Source organism: Paraflavitalea speifideaquila (genome assembly GCF_032395985.1).
GTDB classification, from domain to species: domain Bacteria; phylum Bacteroidota; class Bacteroidia; order Chitinophagales; family Chitinophagaceae; genus Paraflavitalea; species Paraflavitalea speifideaquila.
Genome location: NZ_CP135920.1, coordinates 8,201,730 through 8,224,686 on the forward strand (window position 1 = coordinate 8,201,730; position 22,957 = coordinate 8,224,686).

Annotated in this window: 29 protein-coding genes and 3 pseudogenes; 11 read left to right on the forward strand and 21 right to left on the reverse strand. The window is 45.8% G+C overall.

Features of this window, described 5'->3' with window-relative positions:
• The first annotated feature begins 99 nt into the window (after nt 1–99).
• Nucleotides 100–1,380, forward strand: a complete 1,281-nt coding sequence (locus RS881_RS56360) for a histidine kinase (protein ID WP_315818784.1) — start codon at nt 100–102, stop codon at nt 1,378–1,380.
• Between the two features lie 86 nt (nt 1,381–1,466).
• On the opposite strand, the gene RS881_RS62145 is transcribed toward RS881_RS56360, so the two are convergent.
• From RS881_RS62145 to RS881_RS62155, 3 genes are read right to left on the reverse strand one after another with little or no spacing between them, the layout of a single operon-like run.
• Nucleotides 1,467–1,796 (reverse strand): hypothetical protein, encoded by a 330-nt coding sequence (locus RS881_RS62145; RefSeq protein WP_425476412.1) that lies wholly within the window; start codon nt 1,794–1,796, stop codon nt 1,467–1,469.
• Nucleotides 1,760–2,734, reverse strand: coding sequence for an EF-Tu/IF-2/RF-3 family GTPase (locus RS881_RS62150; RefSeq protein ID WP_315818786.1), 975 nt, complete (start codon nt 2,732–2,734; stop codon nt 1,760–1,762). Before RS881_RS62150 ends, RS881_RS62145 begins: the two co-directional genes overlap by 37 nt.
• Complete coding sequence (locus RS881_RS62155; protein WP_315818787.1) at nt 2,692–3,279, reverse strand: GTP-binding protein; 588 nt, start codon at nt 3,277–3,279, stop codon at nt 2,692–2,694. The genes RS881_RS62150 and RS881_RS62155 overlap by 43 nt, the downstream gene beginning before the upstream one ends.
• A 284-nt stretch (nt 3,280–3,563) precedes the next feature.
• On the opposite strand from RS881_RS62155, the gene RS881_RS56380 reads away from it, so the two are divergent.
• Nucleotides 3,564–4,568, forward strand: coding sequence for an alpha/beta hydrolase (locus tag RS881_RS56380; protein ID WP_315818788.1), 1,005 nt, complete (start codon nt 3,564–3,566; stop codon nt 4,566–4,568).
• Here RS881_RS56380 and RS881_RS56385 read toward each other — a convergent pair whose 3' ends face one another.
• A complete protein-coding gene (locus RS881_RS56385; protein WP_315818789.1) occupies nt 4,569–4,841 on the reverse strand; it encodes a hypothetical protein in 273 nt (90 codons plus the stop codon).
• Between the two features lie 431 nt (nt 4,842–5,272).
• On the opposite strand from RS881_RS56385, the gene RS881_RS56390 reads away from it, so the two are divergent.
• From RS881_RS56390 to RS881_RS56400, 3 genes and pseudogenes are all read left to right on the forward strand, one after another.
• Entirely contained in the window at nt 5,273–5,785 is a 513-nt protein-coding gene (locus RS881_RS56390; RefSeq protein WP_315818790.1) for a DUF6266 family protein, read from the forward strand.
• Between the two features lie 201 nt (nt 5,786–5,986).
• Nucleotides 5,987–6,400: a ketoacyl-ACP synthase III gene (locus RS881_RS56395; protein WP_315818791.1), complete on the forward strand. Its 414-nt coding sequence runs from the start codon at nt 5,987–5,989 to the stop codon at nt 6,398–6,400.
• Nucleotides 6,379–7,034, forward strand: a pseudogene (locus RS881_RS56400) (3-oxoacyl-ACP synthase III family protein). The gene RS881_RS56395 and the pseudogene RS881_RS56400 overlap by 22 nt, the downstream one beginning before the upstream one ends.
• 38 nt (nt 7,035–7,072) lie before the next feature.
• On the opposite strand, the gene RS881_RS56405 reads toward RS881_RS56400, so the two are convergent.
• Entirely contained in the window at nt 7,073–7,954 is an 882-nt protein-coding gene (locus RS881_RS56405; RefSeq protein ID WP_315818792.1) for a hypothetical protein, read from the reverse strand.
• 717 nt (nt 7,955–8,671) lie between these two features.
• Between RS881_RS56405 and RS881_RS56410 the strand changes: the two genes are divergently transcribed.
• Together RS881_RS56410 and RS881_RS56415 are read left to right on the forward strand one after the other, a co-directional pair.
• A complete protein-coding gene (locus RS881_RS56410; protein WP_315818793.1) occupies nt 8,672–9,100 on the forward strand; it encodes a diacylglycerol/lipid kinase family protein in 429 nt (142 codons plus the stop codon).
• A complete protein-coding gene (locus RS881_RS56415) occupies nt 9,067–9,567 on the forward strand; it encodes a diacylglycerol/lipid kinase family protein (RefSeq protein ID WP_315818794.1) in 501 nt (166 codons plus the stop codon). Before RS881_RS56410 ends, RS881_RS56415 begins: the two co-directional genes overlap by 34 nt.
• Nucleotides 9,568–9,666: 99 nt before the next feature.
• Here the strand turns inward: RS881_RS56415 and RS881_RS56420 are convergent, their stop codons facing one another.
• The 11 genes and pseudogenes from RS881_RS56420 to RS881_RS56475 form a co-directional block, all read right to left on the reverse strand.
• Complete coding sequence (locus tag RS881_RS56420) at nt 9,667–10,674, reverse strand: hypothetical protein (RefSeq protein ID WP_315818795.1); 1,008 nt, start codon at nt 10,672–10,674, stop codon at nt 9,667–9,669.
• Entirely contained in the window at nt 10,644–11,036 is a 393-nt protein-coding gene (locus tag RS881_RS56425; RefSeq protein WP_315818796.1) for a hypothetical protein, read from the reverse strand. Before RS881_RS56425 ends, RS881_RS56420 begins: the two co-directional genes overlap by 31 nt.
• 50 nt (nt 11,037–11,086) lie before the next feature.
• A complete protein-coding gene (locus RS881_RS56430) occupies nt 11,087–11,386 on the reverse strand; it encodes a hypothetical protein (protein ID WP_315818797.1) in 300 nt (99 codons plus the stop codon).
• A 5-nt stretch (nt 11,387–11,391) separates the two neighbouring features.
• Nucleotides 11,392–11,907, reverse strand: a complete 516-nt coding sequence (locus RS881_RS56435) for a hypothetical protein (RefSeq protein ID WP_315818798.1) — start codon at nt 11,905–11,907, stop codon at nt 11,392–11,394.
• Nucleotides 11,908–11,966: 59 nt separating this feature from the next.
• A pseudogene (locus tag RS881_RS61365) lies at nt 11,967–13,105 on the reverse strand (COX15/CtaA family protein).
• Nucleotides 13,106–13,144: 39 nt separating this feature from the next.
• Nucleotides 13,145–13,420 (reverse strand): c-type cytochrome, encoded by a 276-nt coding sequence (locus tag RS881_RS56450; RefSeq protein ID WP_315818801.1) that lies wholly within the window; start codon nt 13,418–13,420, stop codon nt 13,145–13,147.
• Nucleotides 13,405–13,875: a c-type cytochrome gene (locus tag RS881_RS56455; RefSeq protein ID WP_315818802.1), complete on the reverse strand. Its 471-nt coding sequence runs from the start codon at nt 13,873–13,875 to the stop codon at nt 13,405–13,407. Before RS881_RS56455 ends, RS881_RS56450 begins: the two co-directional genes overlap by 16 nt.
• Entirely contained in the window at nt 13,872–14,138 is a 267-nt protein-coding gene (locus tag RS881_RS56460; protein ID WP_315818803.1) for a hypothetical protein, read from the reverse strand. The genes RS881_RS56455 and RS881_RS56460 overlap by 4 nt, the downstream gene beginning before the upstream one ends.
• A gap of 21 nt (nt 14,139–14,159) precedes the next feature.
• Complete coding sequence (locus RS881_RS56465; protein ID WP_315818804.1) at nt 14,160–14,564, reverse strand: hypothetical protein; 405 nt, start codon at nt 14,562–14,564, stop codon at nt 14,160–14,162.
• Complete coding sequence (locus tag RS881_RS56470) at nt 14,564–14,857, reverse strand: twin-arginine translocation signal domain-containing protein (RefSeq protein WP_315818805.1); 294 nt, start codon at nt 14,855–14,857, stop codon at nt 14,564–14,566. The genes RS881_RS56465 and RS881_RS56470 overlap by 1 nt, the downstream gene beginning before the upstream one ends.
• A 561-nt stretch (nt 14,858–15,418) precedes the next feature.
• On the reverse strand, nt 15,419–16,075 hold the full coding sequence (locus RS881_RS56475; protein WP_315818806.1) for a TSUP family transporter: 657 nt from the start codon (nt 16,073–16,075) through the stop codon (nt 15,419–15,421).
• A 130-nt stretch (nt 16,076–16,205) separates the two neighbouring features.
• On the opposite strand from RS881_RS56475, the gene rnhB reads away from it, so the two are divergent.
• Nucleotides 16,206–16,805, forward strand: a complete 600-nt coding sequence (rnhB, locus tag RS881_RS56480) for a ribonuclease HII (RefSeq protein WP_315818807.1) — start codon at nt 16,206–16,208, stop codon at nt 16,803–16,805.
• Between the two features lie 96 nt (nt 16,806–16,901).
• On the forward strand, nt 16,902–17,111 hold the full coding sequence (locus RS881_RS56485) for a hypothetical protein (RefSeq protein ID WP_315818808.1): 210 nt from the start codon (nt 16,902–16,904) through the stop codon (nt 17,109–17,111).
• A 232-nt stretch (nt 17,112–17,343) separates the two neighbouring features.
• Here RS881_RS56485 and RS881_RS56490 read toward each other — a convergent pair whose 3' ends face one another.
• The 3 genes and pseudogenes from RS881_RS56490 to RS881_RS61370 form a co-directional block, all read right to left on the reverse strand.
• Nucleotides 17,344–17,934 (reverse strand): GNAT family N-acetyltransferase, encoded by a 591-nt coding sequence (locus tag RS881_RS56490; protein WP_315824946.1) that lies wholly within the window; start codon nt 17,932–17,934, stop codon nt 17,344–17,346.
• A gap of 120 nt (nt 17,935–18,054) precedes the next feature.
• On the reverse strand, nt 18,055–18,402 hold the full coding sequence (locus RS881_RS56495; RefSeq protein ID WP_315824947.1) for an L-threonylcarbamoyladenylate synthase: 348 nt from the start codon (nt 18,400–18,402) through the stop codon (nt 18,055–18,057).
• A gap of 68 nt (nt 18,403–18,470) precedes the next feature.
• Nucleotides 18,471–18,599: pseudogene (locus RS881_RS61370) on the reverse strand (Sua5/YciO/YrdC/YwlC family protein); the annotation flags it as partial.
• A 159-nt stretch (nt 18,600–18,758) separates the two neighbouring features.
• On the opposite strand from RS881_RS61370, the gene RS881_RS56500 reads away from it, so the two are divergent.
• Nucleotides 18,759–19,649, forward strand: a complete 891-nt coding sequence (locus RS881_RS56500) for a cupin-like domain-containing protein (protein ID WP_315818809.1) — start codon at nt 18,759–18,761, stop codon at nt 19,647–19,649.
• Between the two features lie 726 nt (nt 19,650–20,375).
• Here RS881_RS56500 and RS881_RS56505 read toward each other — a convergent pair.
• Nucleotides 20,376–21,422 carry a 2-oxoacid:ferredoxin oxidoreductase subunit beta gene (locus tag RS881_RS56505; RefSeq protein ID WP_315818810.1) on the reverse strand — a complete coding sequence of 349 codons (1,047 nt, stop codon included), beginning with the start codon at nt 21,420–21,422 and terminating at the stop codon, nt 20,376–20,378.
• A gap of 76 nt (nt 21,423–21,498) precedes the next feature.
• On the reverse strand, nt 21,499–21,846 hold the full coding sequence (locus RS881_RS56510; protein WP_315818811.1) for a carboxymuconolactone decarboxylase family protein: 348 nt from the start codon (nt 21,844–21,846) through the stop codon (nt 21,499–21,501).
• Nucleotides 21,847–21,948: 102 nt separating this feature from the next.
• Here RS881_RS56510 and RS881_RS56515 point away from each other — a divergent pair, with 102 nt between their 5' ends.
• Complete coding sequence (locus RS881_RS56515; protein WP_315818812.1) at nt 21,949–22,956, forward strand: TolB family protein; 1,008 nt, start codon at nt 21,949–21,951, stop codon at nt 22,954–22,956.
• Nucleotide 22,957: the final 1 nt, after the last annotated feature.

A 22,957-nucleotide genomic window follows, 5' to 3' on the forward strand; every position in this document is an offset into this window, starting at 1 on the left:
AGTAAAAACGACCACCTGCTCAATAGCATTCCAATTATCGGTAATTGTGTGGTATTTTGCCACTACGGTTTAGGCAATTATTAAAATCCAGGCACAGCTTTGACAACTCAATATCTGATAATAGCTATGCTGCTGGCCATCATCCTTGTTTTGATATGGCTATTATTGAAGCAGCGAAAATCCAGTCAATCCGATGACCTGGAAATTGAACGTACTATTAATTATTTCGCCACCTCCCTGTTTGGCAAAAATACCATTGAAGAAATACTCTGGGATGTTACCAAGAACTGTATTTCGCACCTCAATTTTGAAGACTGTGTCATTTACCTGGTAGATGAAGATCGCAAGGTATTGGTGCAGAAAGCTGCCTATGGACCTAAAAACCCACGCGATTATGAAATTCATGACCCCATTGAAATACCACTGGGAAAAGGAATTGTTGGTACAGTAGCCGTGAGTGGCATGCCCGAGATCATTGCAGATACAACTACCGATCCCAGGTATATTGTTGACGATGACCTGCGTTATTCCGAAATAACAGTGCCTATTATATACCAGGGAAAAGTGTTGGGCATTATTGATGCCGAACACCATGAAAAGAATTTCTTCCAATCCAAGCACCTATTCATCCTCAATACAATTGCTTCCCTTTGCGCCAATAAGATCATCCGTTCACAGGTGGAAGTTGCCTACCAGGCGGCGGCCATCAGGCTGCATGAAAATAACCGGAAGATAGCCGAAAACAGGCTGGCGGTATTACGCCTGCAAATGAATCCCCATTTTGTTTTCAATAGCCTCAACTCCATCGGCAACTTCATACTCAAGAATGAGCCCATGAAAGCATCGGGCTACCTCACCAAGTTTTCCAAGCTCATCCGGTTGATCTTTGACAGTGCACAATCGGAATGGGTATCATTGGAACAGGAAATCAAATCGCTGGAGCTGTATATAGAGTTGGAGCAATTGCGTTTCAATAACAAGTTTGATGTGATCATTAATGTAAGTGAGGAAATTAATCGGGGTACAGTGATGGTGCCGCCCTTATTGTTGCAACCCTTTGTAGAAAATGCCATCTGGCATGGGTTAATGCCCAAAGAAGGCGAGCGGGGTGAACTATACCTGCATTACTGGTTGCACCAGGATAAACTGTGCATGAGTATTGAAGACAATGGCATTGGCCGGGCAGCATCCATCAAATCAAGAACAGGGCGTATTGCCACCTTACAAAAACAGGGTATCAAACTTACTGATGAACGCATTCAAATCATCAATGAAATTTATCATGCGCAGGTGCAGGCCATCATAAAAGACCTGATCGATGAGCAGGGTGATCCCGTAGGTACCCGGGTGATCGTTTCGCTGGACCTCAAGAACTTCTGAGGGTTCCATTTCCACCGGCCGGGCAGCACAAAAAAAGAGCTACCCTTTCAGATAGCTCTTGTATGATAAGTTGATAACCGTATTGCTTAAACAGCTTCCGTCTTCATAGACTTAGACACCTTGCTTCTTTCATTTTCATCCAGAATTACTTTACGCATACGGATGAAATTGGGCGTTACTTCGATACACTCGTCTTGCTGAATATACTCCATACATTCTTCCAGTGTCATCAAAGTTTTAGGTGCAATGCGGGAAGCATCATCACTACCACTGGCGCGGTGGTTGGTGAGCTTCTTACCTTCCGTAGCGTTTACGATCAGGTCGCCGGGCTTGATGTTCTCGGCAATGATCTGACCAGCATATACTTCTTCACCTGGATCTACAAAGAAAGTACCCCTGTCCTGTAATTTATCAATAGAGTAAGCGGTAGTTTTTCAGTGCTCTTGGCTATCAGTACACCATTGTTACGGCCGGGGATCTGACCTTTCCAGGGCTTGTAGGCTATAAAGCGGTGCGCCATCACAGCTTCACCAGTTGTAGCGGTAAGCATTTGTGTACGCAAACCGATCAAACCACGGGAAGGTATTTCAAACTCCAGGTGTTGCATTTCACCCTTGGTTTCCATCACGTGCATTTCACCTTTACGACGGGTAACCAGGTCAATTACTTTGGAAGCAAATTCCTGGGGCACATCGACTACCAGGCTCTCGTATGGTTCGGACCTTACACCGTCAACATCTTTTACAATTACCTGGGGCTGACCCACGGTTAATTCATATCCTTCGCGGCGCATGGTTTCGATGAGGATACCTAAGTGCAGGATACCGCGACCATATACCAGGAAGCTATCGCCACCACCTTCAGCTTCTTTTACACGGAGGGCGAGGTTCTTTTCTGTTTCCTTCATCAGGCGATCACGCAGGTGACGGCTGGTAACAAACTTACCATCCTTTCCATAGAAAGGAGAGTTGTTGATAGAAAACAGCATGTTCATAGTAGGCTCATCCACACTGATCACCGGTAATGCTTCGGGATTCTCTGCATCTGCAATGGTATCGCCAATGTTGAAATCTTCGATACCTACTACAGCGCAAAGGTCACCAGCAACAACTTCAGTTACTCTTTTCTTACCCATGCCTTCAAACACATACAGTTCCTTTACCCTCGACTTCTTGATCACACCGCCCGCCTGCATCAAAGCAATGGGTTGGTTTTCTTTCAACACGCCACGGGCTACTTTTCCTACGGCGATACGGCCAAGGAAAGAAGAATAGTCCAGTGAAGTGATCTGCATTTGTACAGGCCCTTCATTTACTTTGGGGGCTGGTACATATTTGAGGATACCATCCAGCAAAGGATTGATATTGTCGATCTGTGTAAGAGAATCGTTGAACCAACCGTTTTTCCAGAACCATAGAAGGTAGGGAAATCCAGTTGCTCTTCCGTAGCATCGAGGTTGAAGAACAGCTCAAATACGGCGTCATGAACTTCATCAGGACGGCAGTTGGGCTTATCTACTTTATTGATGATTACAATGGGCTTCAGGTTCAGTTGCAATGCTTTTTGCAATACAAAGCGTGTTTGGGGCATGGGGCCTTCAAAAGCATCTACCAGGAGGCAAACACCGTCGGCCATTTTCAATACGCGCTCTACCTCACCGCCAAAGTCGGCGTGACCAGGGGTATCGATCACATTGATCTTAACATCCTTATAAGTTACTGAGGCATTCTTACTGAAGATGGTAATACCTCTTTCGCGTTCCAGGTCATTACTGTCCATGATCAGCTCACCAGTATCCTGGTTATCACGGAATACCTTGGTAGCGTGTAAGATCTTATCAACCAGGGTGGTCTTACCGTGGTCTACGTGGGCGATAATCGCTATATTTCTGATTTCCATAATTAACTTATTAATAAGTTGACTCACTGACAAGCAAGCGATTAGCTATTATGCAGGTTTTCAACGGGCAAAAAGAGGCGCAAAAGTACGCTAATTCGGCGGGCAGGACAAGGAATTAGGGAAACTTATTATTTTGGTAATCATTTCTTCCTATAGCGGTTCAAAGCCAGTCATTATGCATGATTTACAGCAATTTTAGCACCTCCCATGCGCCCCGGTTCCCCCTGATTCCCCGAATGCAGTAATTGGGTGTTTTGCAGTAATTTAACGTACAAATTTACCGCATGCGCAAATCGAAATGGTGGCTTATTACGCTATTGGTCATTGTAATTGTGTATTTAATGGGACCTAAGCCGGCCGGCCCTGCTTACCTGGCTACTATGCCAATAGTTCCTTCACAAGCGGCTTCACTGCAGGAATATATTCGGGCCCAGGAAGCCACCCACCAGTTAAAGCCCGATAATGAGGCCCGCATTGTTTGGGCCAATGACTCCACCAAAACCAAAACGGAATACAGCCTCGTTTACCTGCATGGCTTTTCCGCTTCCCAGGCCGAGGGCGATCCCGTTCACCGGGATATCGCCAAACAGTTTGGCTGCAACCTGTATTTATCGCGCCTGGCCGAACATGGTATTGATACACCCGAAGCCCTGGTGCATCTAACTTCCGATAAATACTGGGAAAGCGCTAAGGAGGCCTTGGCCATTGGACAGGAACTAGGCAATAAGGTAATTCTTGTAGGCACCTCCACCGGCGGTACCTTGGCCCTGAAACTGGCTGCCGAATATCCACAAGTGTATGCGCTGGTATTGTTATCACCCAATATTGCCATCAATGATCCCAATGCCTGGATGCTGAATAATCCCTGGGGCTTGCAAATTGCCCGGCTGGTAAAAGGTTCTAAATACAATGAATCCGACGATACCAGGCCTGTATACCGGCAATACTGGAATACACCTTACCGGCTGGAAGCTGCCGTGAACCTGGAAGAACTGCTGGAAACCTCTATGTTTAAAGCCACTTTTGAAAAGGTAAAACAGCCTGCCCTGCTGCTTTATTACTACAAGGATGAGGTACACCAGGACAGTGTAGTAAAAGTAAAAGCTGAACTGAAAATGTTTGACGAACTGGGCACGCCTGCCGCCCAAAAGAAGGCAGTAGCCATGCCCAATACAGGCAATCACGTATTAGGCTCCTGGATCAAATCGAAAGATGTGGAAGGGGTGAAAAGGGAAATCGCCGGCTTTATGCAACAAACACTGGGTATAAAACCAGTAAGTAATCAATGATCATTTCTTATGCTTATTTCTCCGGTGGGTGACATAGGCCGCTTCGGTCAGCTTTTCGAGTTGTTCATATAAAAAGACGAGGTTACTGCGGGCGCTTCCCGTTTCGTGCCAGCTTATATTGTTGGAAAGGGCCGAACAAAGCAAATCCCATAACTCTTTCCGTACATCACATAGGTGAAAGCTGTCGAAGAATTCGTCGAAAACCAAGACAGGATTCTTTATTTCTTCCTCGTTTAATTTCACCAGGCGGTTGGCCTTTTCATATACCTCCATTAATCACTTTCGAGACATTCACCTGCGGCGTCATATTTAGCAACGCAATTAATTTCTACAAGTCTGTTTAGCCGGATGGTGCAAAAAACATCCCTTCGAATACAATAGCTTAATACTTCCAGGTGGGATACAATGCCTCCATTATAAGGTCATCGATCTAAAAAAAGCTTGTTTCATTTAAGTCAAACCCGGACAAAAGACGGACCAAACAGGGACCATTCCCCTGTTTAACCCGTGTTTGCGGATAGTTTAACTCAAATACATATTGTTTATTTTTATCAATTGAATATATTTAGTATATAATCTATTACTATGGGTAAACTAATCTTAGGTATCAATGGCCCCATACAGGGCAAAGTAGGTACTATCGTAGGCTCTTCCTGGAAAGGTATCCCGTAAATAAAAGGGCCTTATAAAAACGTACGGCGAGGGTGAGTAAGAAAGAAAAAGCCAATCGCAGCAAATTCGGTATGGCGCAGTATTGGTTAAAACCAATATTGGATTTTGTGCGACAGGGATTCAAAGGTTATAGCCCAACCGTAGAGGGATTTGTGGCTGCCAAGTCATGGCTGTTGAAAAATGCTTTTGAAGGAACAGGCGCCACCCTTAGCATTAATCCTGCATTGGTAAAGGTGAGCCATGGTGAACTGCCCTTATCCGGCAATATTACTGCGGAGAAAAATGGGACAGATGAGTTGTTATTTAGCTGGGATACGGAGCCAGTAGAAGGAGGCAGCCCTTATGACCAGGTAATGATGCTGGCTTATGACCCCAAACATGAGGTTGCCTATTCCAACATTACAGGCCAGTTTAGGAACACCGGGTCCGATACATTGAAGATCCATAAGACCCCGGGAAGAACCTACCATTTGTACCTGGCTTTTACAGCTGCCGACAGAACCAGTCAGTCGGATAGTGTATACCTGGGTACAATGACAAGCTAATACAGTGTAGTTTTACCTCTTTTGCTATCCCAGATCCTTGTCAAACTTGTTTGTTGTTCGCTAGCAAAAAAACTACTTTTTACCCCCTGCGCCACTGAATACGCTTATCATTTCAATCAGGGCATTCGTTCGGTTTGCAATAGTTTCATTTCCGGTGCAATCTTCTTTTCCTTAACTTGTTCATCTAAAATGCCTTACAATATGATACGTTCCAGGATCACCGGTATTGGTATGTATGTGCCGGAAAAGATTGTGACCAACCAGGACCTTACCAAATACATGGAAACGAATGATGAGTGGATACAGGAAAGAACCGGTATCAAGGAACGGCGATATGCACACCGCACCGGCGAAACCACCACTACCATGGGCGTGGAAGCCGCCAAAATAGCCATTGAGCGGGCGGGTATCACCCCGCAGGATATCGACTTTATTGTATTTGCCACCCTTAGTCCGGATTATTACTTCCCGGGTTGCGGGGTACTGGTACAAAGAGCCATGAAAATGAAAGAGATCGGCGCCCTGGACGTCAGGAACCAGTGCAGTGGGTTCATTTATGCGCTCAGCGTAGCTGATCAGTTTATCAGGGAGGTATGTATAAAAATGTGCTGGTGATAGGCAGTGAGAAACATTCTTTCGGACTCGACTTCAGCACCAGGGGGCGCAATGTAAGTGTGATCTTTGGCGATGGAGCAGGGGCGATTGTACTACAACCCACACAAAATGACCACCAGGGAATTTTAAGCACGCACTTACACAGTGATGGCGAAAGTGCCGAGATACTGGCCATGTACAATCCGGGTACACATGCCAATCATTGGCTGGATCAACCATTGGCCGATTTCAATGAAGCCGAAATAGCCGATATGTTCATGAGTCATGCCATGATCGATAAAGCGCAGAACTTCCCTTTTATGGATGGGCCTTCGGTTTTCAAAAAAGCAGTGGTCAAATTTCCAGAAGTGATCATGGAGGCGCTCTCCGCCAATGGTTACCAACCTGCCGATCTGAAGATGCTGATCCCTCACCAGGCCAACCTGCGAATAGCGCAGTTTGTACAACAAAAATTAGGGTTATCAGATGACCAGGTTTATAACAATATCCAAAAGTACGGCAATACTACCGCGGCCTCCGTTCCCTGGCCTTGTGTGAAGCCTGGCAGGATGGGAAGATCAAAGAAGGCGACCTGGTGTGCCTGGCTGCTTTTGGCAGCGGCTTTACCTGGGCCTCCGCTTTATTGAAATGGTAGATCAGCAGTAACCCCTCCAATAGTTAATACTTCTTTTATTACCTGTTGAACGGAAACTCATTGATCCAATTGAAGCCCCGGCTTACCAACCTAAAATTATTAAGGTCAAATTTCTTCATCCGGATGATCAGCGAATCACCATTCCAACGGCCTTTCATTTCCAGGAAGTCTTTTTCGGGCCAGGAGTAGGTGAAAGCCGATTTGTGGGTGGTATCGCCATAATTGTACATCATGATCTTTTTCGCCACCGTGTCCGGTTCAAAAGCCAGTCGCTCGGTACTATCATTGATCATTTTGATAGCAGCATTGCCCTGGTAGTTGGTCACCAGTTTATTCCATCGGGTAGCATCGGTTTTTAGAGGAGGGACGGTATCAGTATTCCTGATAAAAGTCTTTACATCATAAATACCATAGAGGGGCGGCTTGGGTGCTGCATCGCCATATTGACTCAAAGCACTGTAGCTGCCATAAATGGTCATGACCAGGGTATAACCTACCAATAAAGTTTTGAATGAAAGCAGGGAAATGCGCAACCATTTCTTGCGGATGGGTGGCGTGGCTGTAATGCTCGCTTCGGTAGGCTTATTGAGGATAAAGAAATTGATGAGCCTGCTCATGTCTTTTCCAAGCAGGAAAATACACATGACCACCACCGCTGTAGACAGCAGTTTCACGGGAATATCAAAACTGTAATTCATGGCCATCACATTGCCCATAACCAGAATGGTAACAATGGCCCCGGCAATAGCAGTACGTCGGAAAAGGAGCAATACCCCGCCCAATACCTCAGCAAATCCGGTGAAGTAATTGTATCCCTTGGAATAACCCATAAAGGTCCAGGCCAGGCCCATGGGTGATGAATCGCCATAAGGCTGTATCAACCTATTGAGTGAAGGGGAAGGGAATTGCAGCTTAAACACCTTTACAAAACCATAAGTTAGCATAGTAAAGGCTGCATAATAGCGAACCATTACAGTAAGCCAGTAATAAAGCTGGTTATAATTGGCACAATGGCGATCAAGTACCGACCAGAGAAGACAACCTACAAGTGCCAGGATGAAAATAAATAGTATGACTACTTAATCATAAGTAGTATCACCACTTCCATTGGTAAATACCGTAATGTCGTACGACAGGTGCAGGATATGCTTACCTATCCAGGGAATCAGTTTGTGAAAGGGTTCTATATATATATTCCAAATAAGGTATCAATACCCGGAAATACACCATTGGGATTAAAGAAAATATACAATACAAAAAACAGGAAGAAAAAGCGGAAGGCTAGTTTTTGGCCAAGGCTCCATGTAAAGTAATTGATTGGTTGGGCCATAGAGGAAGGTTGGTTTAATACTGAAAATAATTTTTTTATAGACAAGTAGCTTAAATCTTACGGGATTTTACATGCGCGGTAAAGGAAGCTGCGGGCTGTGAGCGACTGGCTACGAGCTGCACGATTTAACCTACGAGCTGCAACGCTTTTGGCTTTTACCGGGAGAGCGGAGGGTTCCTATTGCCATGAGGCAGGCAATAGGAGATTGCCGGTTAATTGGTGAAAGCGCTCTACACAATAAAAAACTGTCTAACAATTTTGCTTTCTTCCTATAGTTTCCCATAATTTATTGGAATTTTGCCCCCGCATGTCAAGAAAGATCATTTATCTTATCAATCCCATTTCCGGCACCCGGGGCAAAGATTCACTCAGGGACCTGATTGCCCGGCGTACTACTGCTGCTGGTATCCCTTTTGAAATAATGGATACTGACATTGCCGCAAAATACTATGCTGTACGCAAAAAGATAATAGCCGAAAGTGTTACGGACGTAGTCGTTTGTGGGGGTGATGGCTCGGTCAACCAGGTGGTACATGCCCTCTCAGATTTGGATGTTCAGTTTGGGATCATCCCCATGGGGTCGGGCAATGGACTGGCCCTGGCCGCCGGTATTCCCAAAGCCAGTGAAAAGCCATGGACGTTGTTTTTACAGGAAAAGCCCGGCTCACCGATGCATTCATGGTCAATAAACAATTTGCCTGTATGTTGTGCGGCCTGGGTTTTGACGCCCAGGTAGCCCACCAATTTGCTAAACAACCCAAACGCGGACTGGCCACCTATGCCTCCCTAACTACCCGCAATTTCTTTTCAGCAGGATCTTATCTTTTCAAGATCGAAGCCAATAAACTAACCTTCACCACCGATGCGTTTTTTGTGAGCATCGCCAACAGTAACCAGTTTGGCAATAATTTTACCATTGCCCCCAAGGCTGTATTATCGGATGGATTACTGGATGTTGTGATCGTTAAGAAAATTGCCAAGCCTTTGCTATTATTATCGGTGATGAGGCAGGTATTGGCGGGCAAATTGCGCCGCATTGAAAACTCACTCCGCTCGCCAGTGATCTATTTTCAAACCGAAGAACTCAATATATCGAATGTGGGCAATGCGCCCATGCATATTGATGGAGAGCCACGCGATACGCCTTCCAAACTGCACATCAAAGTGCTGCCAGAATACTTTAAGTTGATTCATGCTCAGTAGCCAATGAGGCTACAAGGCATTGAAGCAACGAGGAAATGCGGTTTACCAATAACACTAATTTTAGCAAATGATACAAATGGAGGTAGGTATACCGGGATATTATTTGGCCGGTGGATTTAACCTGGGCTTTAATAATTCTTTGAAGAACTCAAATGCCTGCTGATTATTAGCACTGAAAAGCGCCTCATTAATGTCCAGTTTCTCACTCCGGGTGAGGTGAAAATTCAAAGCGGCCCTGGCATCTTCTTTCTTGGGCAGGTACTGAAAGGATAGCTTATAAAAATGTTTCCCCAATATTTGCTGTGATAGGCAAAGCAGGTCATTTTGGGAGTATTCCTGCATTTTGTACCAGTTGTGCTGTAATAACAGTACTGGTTTTGTAGCTATTTCGGTAATATTCTTCGACTCAAAAGGCTCCCACCCCGCAATCTTCCTGTCACGTATTTGAATCAATACGACCCCGCTGGTGTTCTCCCGTATCCAATCCTGGAATACTTGTAAGTAACGGATGGTGGTTTCAAGTCCATAATTATCACGCAGGCCTGCATCCATTACATCAATAACCGGGTTGGTAGGCAGCCATACATTGGGCAATACATAGGGGAAAGTAGCATTCATGCGTAAAGCAGTGAGCAGGCGCAGGCTCATGGGATCTTGACCGGGAAACAGGGATTGGTAATCGACCGCATCGGTTTCGATTTCGGCCAGTTTATTGGTATCATACACGGGCTTCATTAAATAGCTCATGGGCTGGGTACTAATGAGCATTTTGCGACTATCCTGTGTTATGACAGAACTGAACAGCATGAGTGGGGTACGGGCGTTTACTTCATCCTCTACCAGGTCCTTCAACTGCTTATTCAGCAGGCCATGGGTATTTTCATTGAGCTTTTGTTCAAAGGCATAGCCCCTGTCCTTAACATATTCATAGCCGTTTACTTTGAACTTCTGGGCAGGAGATGCCAGGTCCCGGGCCACAAAAGAGGTAAACAGGGCATTCAGCAGGTCACCCGAAATATCATCCACGTATTTATCGTCCTGCAGGCGTATGTTTTTACCAAGGGCTTTCTCGCGGCTTAGCTCGCGGAAATAAGCGGCTCCCAGCATACCCCGGAAGCACCTGTAATAAAGGCAGTCTTCTTCATCAGTTCACCATTGCTCAGGCTATCCAGGCATTGCATCACGTTCATGGTAAACGTGGCGCTGCGGTTACCGCCGCCGCTGGTATTGATGATGAACATAACGGGCTTTTTGCTATCCTGCCGGGCTTTCCAGCGTTCCAGGATACGGATCATCGATTCTTTATCCTGTTGTACTTTTTCGGGTGCACAAAGTTCAAATAAATGTTCGCGGGTATAAGCCGGGCGTTCCTGCTTATTGGCATAGTTAAGCCCATAAGCTTTATTGGTGGGATCAATAATATTATGCTGGTACAGGAGGTTGAGCCCAAAGAATAACAGCACGAGCATGGGAATGCTCCAGCTTTGCATGAAATAGGTGAATGCACCGGATACCGCAATCAGGATGGCAAAAACAAGGTGATGCCCGAAGCAGCAGGCAATTGAAATAAAGGATCATCGAGGCAAAACCCCAACATAATAAGAAAGATGAAGGCTACGATGATGGACAATACAGCGGCAAAGTGATGGCGACTGAAAATAGTCTCTACAAACTCACGGCTATAATGCGATACATCCCGTACCTTCTTTAAAGTAAATAGGGAATTAAGGTACCATTCCACTTTTACCAACCGGCTTTGCGTTAAGCGGTCATCCCCTTTTCTGAACTGTGCCTTGAACAACTGGGGATTGCTGATCACAGGGGTTAGGCGGCGGATAATGGTTTTATCGGCTCTGAAGAAATAGAAAAAGAGATGGCAATAATAAGGATCAGTCCACCCAGGAATCCCGCCACCAATAAGGTGATCTCACTTGTCATCATTAGCTCTTTAGCACCGGCAAACTGTACCGCTTTCCTAAAATAAAACGACAGAAACAAGAGGGGGATGATGCCATTGTTGATGCAATATTTTAAGAATGGATTGGAAGTAGTGGCCAGGAAACGGAAATGGCGGCTGAAGAGAATAAAGGTGGTAATATTCCAGCTCATGATAAAGATGCCAATAGCCACACCCACAAAAGCTGCGCTAAGGGCATTTACCGTTCCCATGTATTCAGGCGCCAGGTATAAGGAATCGGCCCCGAAGCTTTTCATAAAAGTACCATTCACGGTACTGAAAAGCACCAGCCAGAAGACCAGCAGCACCTGGAATTTTTTAAAGTGCAGCAGAAAAAGCTGGATGGGGAAAGAACGATATAATCCGCGTAGAAAGATTTTCATGCTGCAAGGATACTTTTCATGCTCAATTTACTATCAAAAACGAAAAGATATCAGTTTGATTATCCGGCAGCCGCCAATCGTTTGGGAAGTAAGTACAACATAGCCACAAAACTCAATAATAATAGCATACCTACTACCTGATGCAATTGGGCCATCCACTCGAATAATCCCCATTTTTGGGGCACAATACCGGGACTGGTCAATACAGATACTATTCCCAATATTACCTGCAACAATACCAGGATAAGCGGAAGCCGCCGGGCCTTGCTGAATACGGGACTTGCCGGATGAATGCGGAAGGCCTTGAGGGTATATATTACCACAAGTACCAATAGCAAATAAGCCAAACCACGGTGAATAAAATGGATGGTGATCTTATTTTCGAAGAAGTTCAATAAAAAGGGTGATTCGCGAAACAGGCTGGGTGGTATTAAATCTCCATTAATATCCGGCCAGGTAGAGGCAGCCAGGGCTGCTTTATGACCGGCCATCAGGGCACCAAAGATCAATTGAAGGAATATGAGACCGATGATCCACCAGGTCCATTTGCGTAAAGCAGGGACTACCTTGCGTTCCGTTTGGGGTACCCGTAATTGGAGGGCAAACCAGAAAGCGTAGCATATAAGGGCCATGGCGAAAATAAAATGCAGCGCCAGCCGGGTAGGTTTCACATAAATGGCATCACCGGTAAGGCCACTGGCTACCATGATCCAGCCAATAGCACCTTGAAAGGCGCCAAAGAAGAATAGGAACAGCAAAGGCTGCTGCATTTCCCGCTTTAGGTATTTTTGGACATCAGGTATACGAAACCAACGATGAACACCACACCGATCAGGCGGGCCCAAAAGCGGTGAAACCATTCCCAGAAGAAGATGAACTTGAAATCACCGATGGTGAAATCGGAATTAAGCAGCAGGTATTGAGGGGTTTGCCGGTATTTGTCAAATTCCTGTGCCCATTGCTGGTCATTGAGCGGAGGCAAAGTACCAGTCACCACATTCCATTCGGTAATGGATAGTCCCGATCCGGTTAAACGGGTAATACCTCCCAATATGACCTGCACCAGCAGCATAAATACACCGATCAAGATCCAGTTAGACACATAGCGCCGGGGCTTTGCATCTATAGCAGCCTGCATGTCAACTTGAATAGCTGTAAGTTTTGAATCAGGCGCCGGGTATTGGGAGTTTGTATCCATAGCGCCCGCAAAGGTACAGGATAACAGGAGATGATGGACTCAGGGAGTTTTTTGTTTGGTAATAGTCTTGAAAGCAGCAATGGGCCCGAAGGGTCCATATTTGTGTTGTTGTTCAGAAAAGGTATCACTGAAGGGTCCAAAGGGGTGATCAATAGGTTTGGTGCCGATCTGCGGCCAATCACCGGTAAAGCGTTTAGCGGGCCGGGCTTGCGCGTTAATAAAAGCAGCCACATCCCAGGCTTCTTCATCAGTGAGCACCGGCTTATGATGGTAAGCCTCTTCATAAGGCATATTGTCTCTTACATAACCTGCCAACCTGGAGAGCCGGTAAATACCTGCACCCGTATTGTAGCTGCAGGCTCCCCACAAGGGGGATACCGGTAACCAAAACCCAGTGAATCGGGCATGCCCCGGCCATTGCTTCCATGACAGCGCTGGCAATATTGTTCATATACTCCTTTACCAAGGGCACTATCCGCAGGACGGTCCAGGTAGGGCAGGCTGCTGATGCCAACTCCCAGGGGTTTCTTATTGCCCGGCACTTTACTCCCCACCCATTTAATATAAGCAACCATGGCTTTGAGCTCATGGCTATTGCTGTCCAGGTGTTTTCCATTCAGGCCGCGCTGCAGGCAATCATTGACCCGTTTTTCTACCGACTCCACCGAACCGCTGCGTTCACGATAGCGGGGATAGGTAGTAGCTACGGCGCTGTAATTATTGCCCCAGGGCCGGGTACCGGCATCGAGGTGGCAATTTTGACAATTCATCCCATTGGAAATGGCCTGTACTTCCCCCGAGGGCCCAGATACCGGGCTGTGTTGGCTATTAATGACCGGCCATAACGGATCAATTCTCCTTCTGCAGTAACAGGAATGGAGGCTGTATCGGGCGCTTCCCAGGGCCATTCGGGCATAGCGGTTGACACCGGTTTATTATCCTCCTGGCCAGGTATGTTTGTTTTGATCAACATTACCCAGATAAAAGCCACCACGCCTGCCAGCAGGAATCCCAACTGCATCTTACGTGGCATAAAAAGGTTAAGGAGTGGAGCTTATCCGGCAAAGCAATAAGAGCACCCATGCTCCTGCGCCCTGTTCACTGCCCACACACCGGAAGGCATGGGTTGAATATTGGGCAATAGACCTGCCACCCACTCTTTCTTTACTTGAGCTGCATCCTGGTTCGTTTTGCCGGCAACGGCTGCACTATAAACCGTCATGGCCGCATCACACACGCAGAACATGACGCCACTGTCCTGCAATTCATTAATGCCAATGGAGATGGGTCCAAATCCAGGTACTTTAAAAGCACCAGGCTGGGGCTTCCAGAAGGGATTGCGTGTGGCTGGTTGTTTGGTTGCCGGATCATCGGCTTTAAACAATTCTCCGAAATTGTACTTGGCCCACAATCCATCTTCCATAGCATAGGGGATGGCATCATGACGAAGTATTACCACTACACTGCAATCTTTTTCGGGGTACCGGTAGCAGCATTGGTGAGCATAAATACGCGTGGCCACGCAAAAGGGAAGATCTCATGCGGCCTGGTAGCATCAAATACAATACGGTGCTTGCCCTTGATCTTATTAAACCAGGCATCTGCATCAGCCAGTTCTTTTGGTGTAAATGAAGGAGATGCTACCAGTCCTAAAGGAGTAGCCAATGTTGTTACTCCCAATGCAGCAGCACCGGTAGCCAGCGTACCTAAAAACCCACGGCGGGAGGATGTGTTCAGTTCATTGTTTTGCATAACAGAATATTTTTAATGAGCAATGCAAAATTCATTACACCATCGAGGTTATACAATCCCCAAAAGTGTAACAGTATATCCCCAAAGACGGGAACTTCGATTAATGGTTAATGATTGAACCAGTAACGAACGGTGTTGTTAAGGCGAATGCTCAAATGGATGGATACGAGAATGATAGCGGATTTTGTAATGTCAAGTGACGTAAGGTTATTCGTCAGCTCACTACTGTGTAAGAGAAAGATGGCCAGGCGTAACAGATCCCTTGTATAAGACGGTATAAATCCTATCCTAAATTTACTGAATTAACAGGAGTACCTCCGTAATATTTCTGCATCGCAATAGCAGATAGGCCCCTTGTGGGCAACGAACGGGTATGCTCCTGAAAGCCCACTCTAATGAGTGGCTGCAAAACAGTTAAGAAAAGAATAGTTCGTGGCTTAGGACAATAATGGCAATGGCAAAAACAAACCAGCCAAAGCCTTTTTTTGAGTGAACTGCCAGGTATGCGGTCAGACAAGGCAGTACCGATGAAAATACCCCCGATGGCTATGGCAGTAAAGCTTAGCAGTTGCGCCCAATTAATGGTATACTGGGCCATGGTGCTAAAAAGCCGAAGAGAGAACTGAAAGTCATAATAGTGAGGGAAGAGCCCACAGCTGTTTTCATGGGCAGTTTGCCAAAGAGTACCAGGGCGGGGATGATGAGAAATCCACCACCAGCGCCCAGCAGTCCGGTGACAACACCTACCCCTGCACCTTGGAGGAAAAGCGGCAACATTTTGCGGGGCTGGTCTTGTGCAGGTACCGCGGATAGTTCGGTCCTTGCGGCTGAACGGATCATGGATAGAGAAGTGAGTAACATGAGAAGCCCGAATAAAAGCATGAGGAATACAGCCTTCGTAACTACCAGCGGACCGATGGTGAAAAAGTAATCGGGCAATAAAGGAACCAGGTGGTGGCGTGCAATAAAGACAGACAACATAGAGGCGCTGCCAAATACAAAAACTACGGGCACATCGACCAACTGTCTTTTAAATGCTTTTACCGACCCCACCAGGCTGCAGCAACCCACTACAAATAATGAATACATGGTGGCCAGAATAGGATCGACCTTGAGCAGGTATACCAATACAGGCACGGTGATAATAGACCCGCCACCGCCTACCAGGCCCAGTGAAAGACCAATTAAAACAGCTATTATGTAGCCTGCTATTTCCATAAAAAGTGCGGAAAGGTAAGGTTAGTTTATGAAGTAGCCCATCCCCTTTTCTGTGACAATGTGGGTAAAATGGAATAGGCAGGTGACCGGTTATTCTTTCGTTGCCTTATTTTTGGCCAAAGTTTATCCGTTGCTCAAACCTTTTCACCAGGAAATATTGCTAGAAGCCGGCTGTGATGAAGCAGGCCGGGGGTGCCTCGCAGGGCCAGTATTTGCCGCCGCCGTTATATTGCCAAAGGACTTCCATCATCCCTTGTTGAATGACTCCAAACAGGTAACAGAAGAGCACCGGTATACTTTGCGACCCATCATTGAGCAATATGCGGTGAGCTATGCGGTAGGGATCGTAGACCATGAAGAAATTGATGCCATCAACATATTGAAAGCATCATTTAAGGCTATGCACCTGGCCATTGACAAATTAACTACACCACCGCAATTGCTGCTGATCGATGGCAACCGCTTTACACCCTACCCTGCCATCCAACATGAATGCATCATTAAAGGTGATGGCATTTATGCTTCAATAGCCGCAGCCAGCATACTGGCCAAAACTTACCGGGATGATTATATGCTGCAATTGCATGACCAGTTTCCCCACTACAAATGGAACTCCAATAAAGGGTATCCAACCCTGCAGCACCGCAATGCCATAGAAGAGCATGGCATGAGCCCCTACCACCGCAAGTCATTCCAATGCCTGCCTTCGCAGTTGGAGCTGGATTTATAGTTTTTATAACATTTACGGGTATCCTTTCCTTTAAACCCAGGCTTCCGGCAATAGTCTTAGTACTGTGGATTTATTTGTTGCACTAAAAACTACAGTATGAAAACGAAATTGATCCTTGGACTCGTGCTTTTATTGGGCCTTTCTATAGGCGCCGATGCACAGACTTTGCGGGGCAAAGACCGTGGGCAGCATCAACGTATTGAGCAAGGCAGGCGGAGTGGTGAACTGACCAGGGGGAGAAGCCCGTCGCTTATCACATCAGCAACGTCACCTACACAATCAATATCACCGGTACCAGAGGCATGATTGTTATATCAGCAGGGCAGAAAGAAAGCACCTGCGCTACGAACAACGCCGGTCCGACCATCGCATATACCGGTATAAACACAATGACCACAAAAGGTTTAACTAAACGTTTTTGTTAACGATGAATGGTTGCTCAGAGAGTCCCTGCATTAATGGCGGGGATTCTTTTTGTGAGATGTGAAAGGTGAGACGGGAGTGGTCAGTTTAACATTTCACTTCTCACGTTTCACGATTAAAGCATTTCCGGGAAGAAACTGGCCACCCTTTCCGGCCACTCGTTTTTCAGGATGCTGAAATAAATAGTGTCACGCCGGCGATTGGAGTGCATCTGCATGTGACTACGCAATACGCCTTCGGGTATCATCCCCACTTTTAGAAGAGCAGACTTGGCGCGCTCATTCAGGTTATCAGTTTTGATTTCCACCCTTTCCATTTTCATAACACCAAAAGCATAGCTTAGGAGTGCAAACTTGGCTTGCTTATTTACCCCCATACCAATGAAATCAGGTCCCAGCCAGCTGGAACCAATTTCCAGGCGTTTATCAAAAAAGGAGATATTGAGATAGCTGGTACTGCCACATACCTCACGCGTATCCTTGTCAATGATCACAAAAGGCATTCTTTTACCTAGCTCCCGCTCCTGCAGCAGATCGGAAATCCAATTGCGCAAGGCCTGAGCATCATCCAGCTCCTGCACAAAGTATTTCCAGGTATCCTTGGATTGAGCCAGGGGGTAAAGAGCGTCAAAATCGCTGGGTTGTAATAAGCGGAGTAAAACACGGGGAGTTTCCAGTTCAAAAGAGTCGGGGAAAAACGCTGGTATTCAGTTAATGCAGCAGTCATAGATGGAGGCTATTAGGGGGCGAATATACAGCCAATTATTCAGCCACCCATTCTCCGGCGCCCTGCCGTACAATAACCGGCTCATCGCCGGTACAGTCTATCACGGTAGATGGCACCATGCCCCCAATCCCCCATCAACTACAATATCAACCAGTTTTTCAAAATTTGCATACATCAGTTCGGGATCGGTATACTCTTCTACCATATCACCGGGGAGGGTTGTACTCAGGATGGGGTGGCCCAGTTCTTTTACGATCGCCCGGGCAATATTGTTATCGGGAACCCGGATACCAATGGTGTCTTTTTTGCTTTTGAGGATCTTGGGAACCTCTTTGCTAGCCGGTAAAATAAATGTGTAAGGGCCCGGTAAATAGCTTTTAAGCATGCGGTACAAGGGCGTGGAAATGCTTTTGGTATATTGACTAAGATCGCTAAGGTCGTAACAAATGAATGATAACTGGGCCTTCTGGGGTTTACCTGCTTAATGCGGCATATACGTTCAATGGCCTTTTGCTGGTAGATATCGCAACCCAGGCCATAAATAGTATCGGTTGGATAAATGATCACCTCTCCTTTGGACAAACCCGATACAATGGTATGAATATTACGGGGCTGTGGATTGTCGGGGTGAAGGTGTAGCAGCATGAAGTAAAATTATAGTTAAATGTCAATAAATCGTAAAAATGGACACCAGGGATGTTAAAACCCAACATTCCAGGTTCATAGTTGTCACATAATCAATAAATTCGGGTAGCCATTGTAGCATAAATAGATTTAATATTAAATTAGCGATAAATTTTGTCCATGCGTTTACAACCTGTTGACAGAATAGATTCCATCAGTGGGGAAGCATTTCAGCAGCACTATTATAAACCCATGAAGCCGGTAGTAATCAATAACCTGGCAAAAGACTGGCCTGCCTATTCAAAATGGGATTGGGCTTATTTCAAGGAAATGGTAGGCAATACGCGGGTAGGTTTGTACAACAATGTAAAAAGCGATGCCTATACCCCCATCAATACGGCCGATGATTACAAGACCTTTGGTGAATACATTGATATGATCAGCCAGGGGCCAGCAGGCTGGCGGATATTTTTATTCAATATTTTTGACCATGCCCCGCAATTGACACAGGATTTTACCTGGCCCGAACACCTGATGAAAGGTTTTGTCAAGAAGTTCCCCATGCTGTTTACGGGCGGCGCTACGAGTATTACCCATATGCATTTCGACATCGATATGTCGCACATCCTGCATACCCAGTTTGCCGGTAGAAAGAAAGTATTATTGTTTCCTTTTGAAGAACAACATAAGTTATACCGCAAACCTTTTGAGGTACTTAGCCTGGCCGATTTTTCGCATTACAATGAAAATGGCAAACCTGATTATCAAAAGTTCCCCGCTTTAAAGCTGGCGGAAGGTTATGAAGTAATACTTGATCACGGCGACACCTTATTTATGCCGGCCGGTTATTGGCATCATATGGAATACCTCGACAGTGGATTTGCCATGAGTTTAAGAGCTTTACAATCTTCCTTTACGGGTAAGTTGCAGGGCGCCTGGAATTTATTTGGTATGCGCAGTATTGATACCCTGATGAAGAAGACTGCCCCTCAATGGTGGTATGGTTATAAAAAAGAGAAGGTATTCAAAGCTGCAGAAAAAGAAATGGGCCTTCAATCCCTGGCTCAATAATACATAGGGCAGGTCATTTTACATATGCCAAACAAACATCCATGTTAAGTAAAAGACTTTCAAGCCATAATTGATCTTTCTTAATAAATGGCTGTAAAAGCGACCCTCATTAAAAATTCTTGAAGAAAATATTGATATTTTAGAAAACAGTCTTTACTTTTACCCTGCTTATGTGCTGAACCACTATTCACACCCGCAAAGCACCTGAAATCTCCAATCTCCTCATTCCAACCATCCAATTTCCAGTTAGTTATACTAATTTCCGGTTCTATCGAAAAGAAAGCACGAATGAAAATTCGTACAATATAGTGTTTCCGCTACCCTTGTAAATGTATTACCTCTGTCACGTTGTTTACGACCCTGTGCGTTTTGGCAACTGAAAATATCGTTGTCGGTGCCAAAACCAACTGCTTAAACTCCACAGTTGTAGCAGTAAAATTGAAAGTGAAGTAACTCAAAGTGCTTACTACCTACTATACTGAGCCGCTTTATGTTCCTTTCACTGATCGACAAATAATCCAATTCAAGATCAACTTTGGATCCTTTAAACTGAATTTATATATAAATAATATATAGTTACCTTCTTTCTTTTTGTGGTTTCAGAGGTAAGCACAGGCCGGCGATTTCCATCGCTGGCTCTTTTTATCATTGATTGCGCAGGTTATTATGGATTACACAGATTTTGTGAAGTTCCTGGTAGGTAGCAAACAACTAAAAGCCCATAGATCATGATTCAGACAGTTTAGGCAATGGTCCAGGTTTCATTCCCCCGTAGCAGTTTATCCAGGTTTCCCTTCCCCTTGATTTGATCACCTCCTGTAATTGCAATTCCAGCATATCTTCATAACAAGGACGATCTGTTTCATAAAAAACACCAAAAGGGCGGGGTAAATGGCCCTCTATCCGGGGATCATCAAACATACGCACCAACACCTGGGCTTTGTAGAAATCATGGTCATCATGTACCCACAGGTCATCAGGGCTTGCCCCTTCGCCCAGCTCCACTATTACTGGCTTAAAGCCATCGAGTTTAATGCCCTTGTTTTTTTGGGCGCCAAAAATGAGTGGTTTCCCCTGCTCTAAAAACAAGGTATTATCGGGCTTGGTTGCTTTTTCGGTGAAAGACTCAAAAGCGCCGTCATTGAATATATTACAGTTCTGGTAGATCTCCAGGAAGGACGAGCCCTTGTGTTTATGGCTCCGGATCAACGATTCCTGTAAGTGTTTGGGATCACGATCCATCGTACGGGCAATAAAAGTAGCGTCAGCGCCCATAGCCAGAGCCAGGGGATTGAAAGGATGGTCTATGCTGCCATAAGGAGTCGACTTGGTCACTTTCTGTTCTTCGGAAGTAGGAGAATATTGTCCCTTGGTAAGCCCATATATCTGGTTATTGAACAGCATTACATTCACATCGAAATTACGACGCAGCAGGTGAATGGTATGATTACCGCCAATACTTAATCCATCGCCATCACCGGTTACGATCCATACACTCAATTCGGGCCGGGCAGCTTTTAAGCCACTGGCCACTGCAGTAGCCCGCCCATGGATAGAATGCATACCATAGGTGTTCATATAATAAGGGAACCGGCTGCTACAGCCGATACCGGAAATGATCACAATATTCTCTTTGGGAATACCAAGTCCCGGCATGATCTTCTGTACCTGTGCCAGGATAGAGTAATCACCACAGCCGGGACACCAGCGAACTTCCTGATCGGTGGAAAAGTCTTTGGCCGTTAATGCGGGGGCAGATATGGCTTCGCTCATATTCTAAAGTTACAAAAAAGCTGTGACCTTTGAGCTGCGAGCTGTGAGCTAAAAACCCTGGCTATCGCATTGCGGCTCAATGGCCGGCAATCAATTCTTCCCAATATTCGGCTGCCCGGCGGGTATGGGGAATAACGATGGTGCCCCCTACAATATTGGCTACGGCAAACACCTCATACATTTCTTCTGTATTGACTCCTTGTTCATGGCATTTACCCAAGTGGTATTTGATACAGTCGTCACAACGTAAAACCATACTGGCTGCCAATCCCAACAATTCCTTGGTTTTTACATCCAGGGCGCCTGCCTCATAAGTATTGGTATCCAGGTTCCATAAGCGCTTCATCACCAGGTTATTTTTACCCAGTATTACTTCATTCATCTTTGTACGGTACTCATTGAATTCATTGACCAATTGGCTCATAACGTATTATTTATTGATCAAAAGTAGCAAAGCTTTCACTCATCATTTACCAATCGGGCAAACGATGATGAATTCATATATTCACTCATTAAAATCCCTGACATGATCAAAATACGTTATACCAGTATCCTTTTCCTACTCAGTACCCTGACTACCCAGGCCCAGCAAGGCAATGAGCCTGTTAAAGTAACAGATATGCTGAAGATAAAGTCGTTGGGCGGTGTTACGCTTAGCCGAGATGGCAGTAAGGCTGCCTTCAGTGTAACCACGATTGAGCCCGACGGGGAGAGTAAAACAGATTACAAATACACCAACCAACTCTGGATGGTGGCCACAGATGGTAGTACCACACCCCGTGCGCTAACTTCCAAAGAAAATGCTTCCCAGGCCACCTGGAGTCCCGATGGCAGGCAACTGGCTTTTGTACGGACAGCAGATGGTAAGGCACAGATTTTCCTGTTGTCGTTGGATGGCGGCGAAGCCATCCAGCTCACCAAATTCAAATATGGCGCCTCCTCCCCTTCCTGGAGCCCCGATGGCAAGCAGCTCCTATTTGCAACCAGTGTACCGCTAAAAGAGTTGTTGAAAGATACCGACCTCAATCCAGGTAAATTGACTCCCCAATGGCCAGCTGAAAAACCTGGCTTTGACAAAAATGAACAGCTACAAAGCTCTAGCGCAAAAGCAGATCCCGATGGTTCACTCGAAGAAGTGCGGGCCTACCTCGAAAATAATGCGGCCGACCGCAAAGCGAGGGTATTTAATAAATTGAACTTCCTGGACGAGATGAATGTGTCGTCCGACATGAGCTTCAACCACTATTTTGTGGTCAATGCCGTGCCTGGCGCTACGCCAGTGGCCATTACACGGGGATTCTATCGCTTTAACGGCGCCAGTTTTACCCCCGATGGCAAACAGGTAATCATGGCGGGTGATGTTGATTCACTGCAACACCCCGACCGGTCGCTGGAAAGCCAGCTCTTTTGGTCAACACCAATGGTTCCAATTTCCGGATGTTATTGGGCGAAGAGGGCAAAGTGTACAGCAGCCCGCGCCTTTCTCCTTCCGGTAAATGGCTGGCCTTTCAATATGGCAATACATCCTTTGTAAG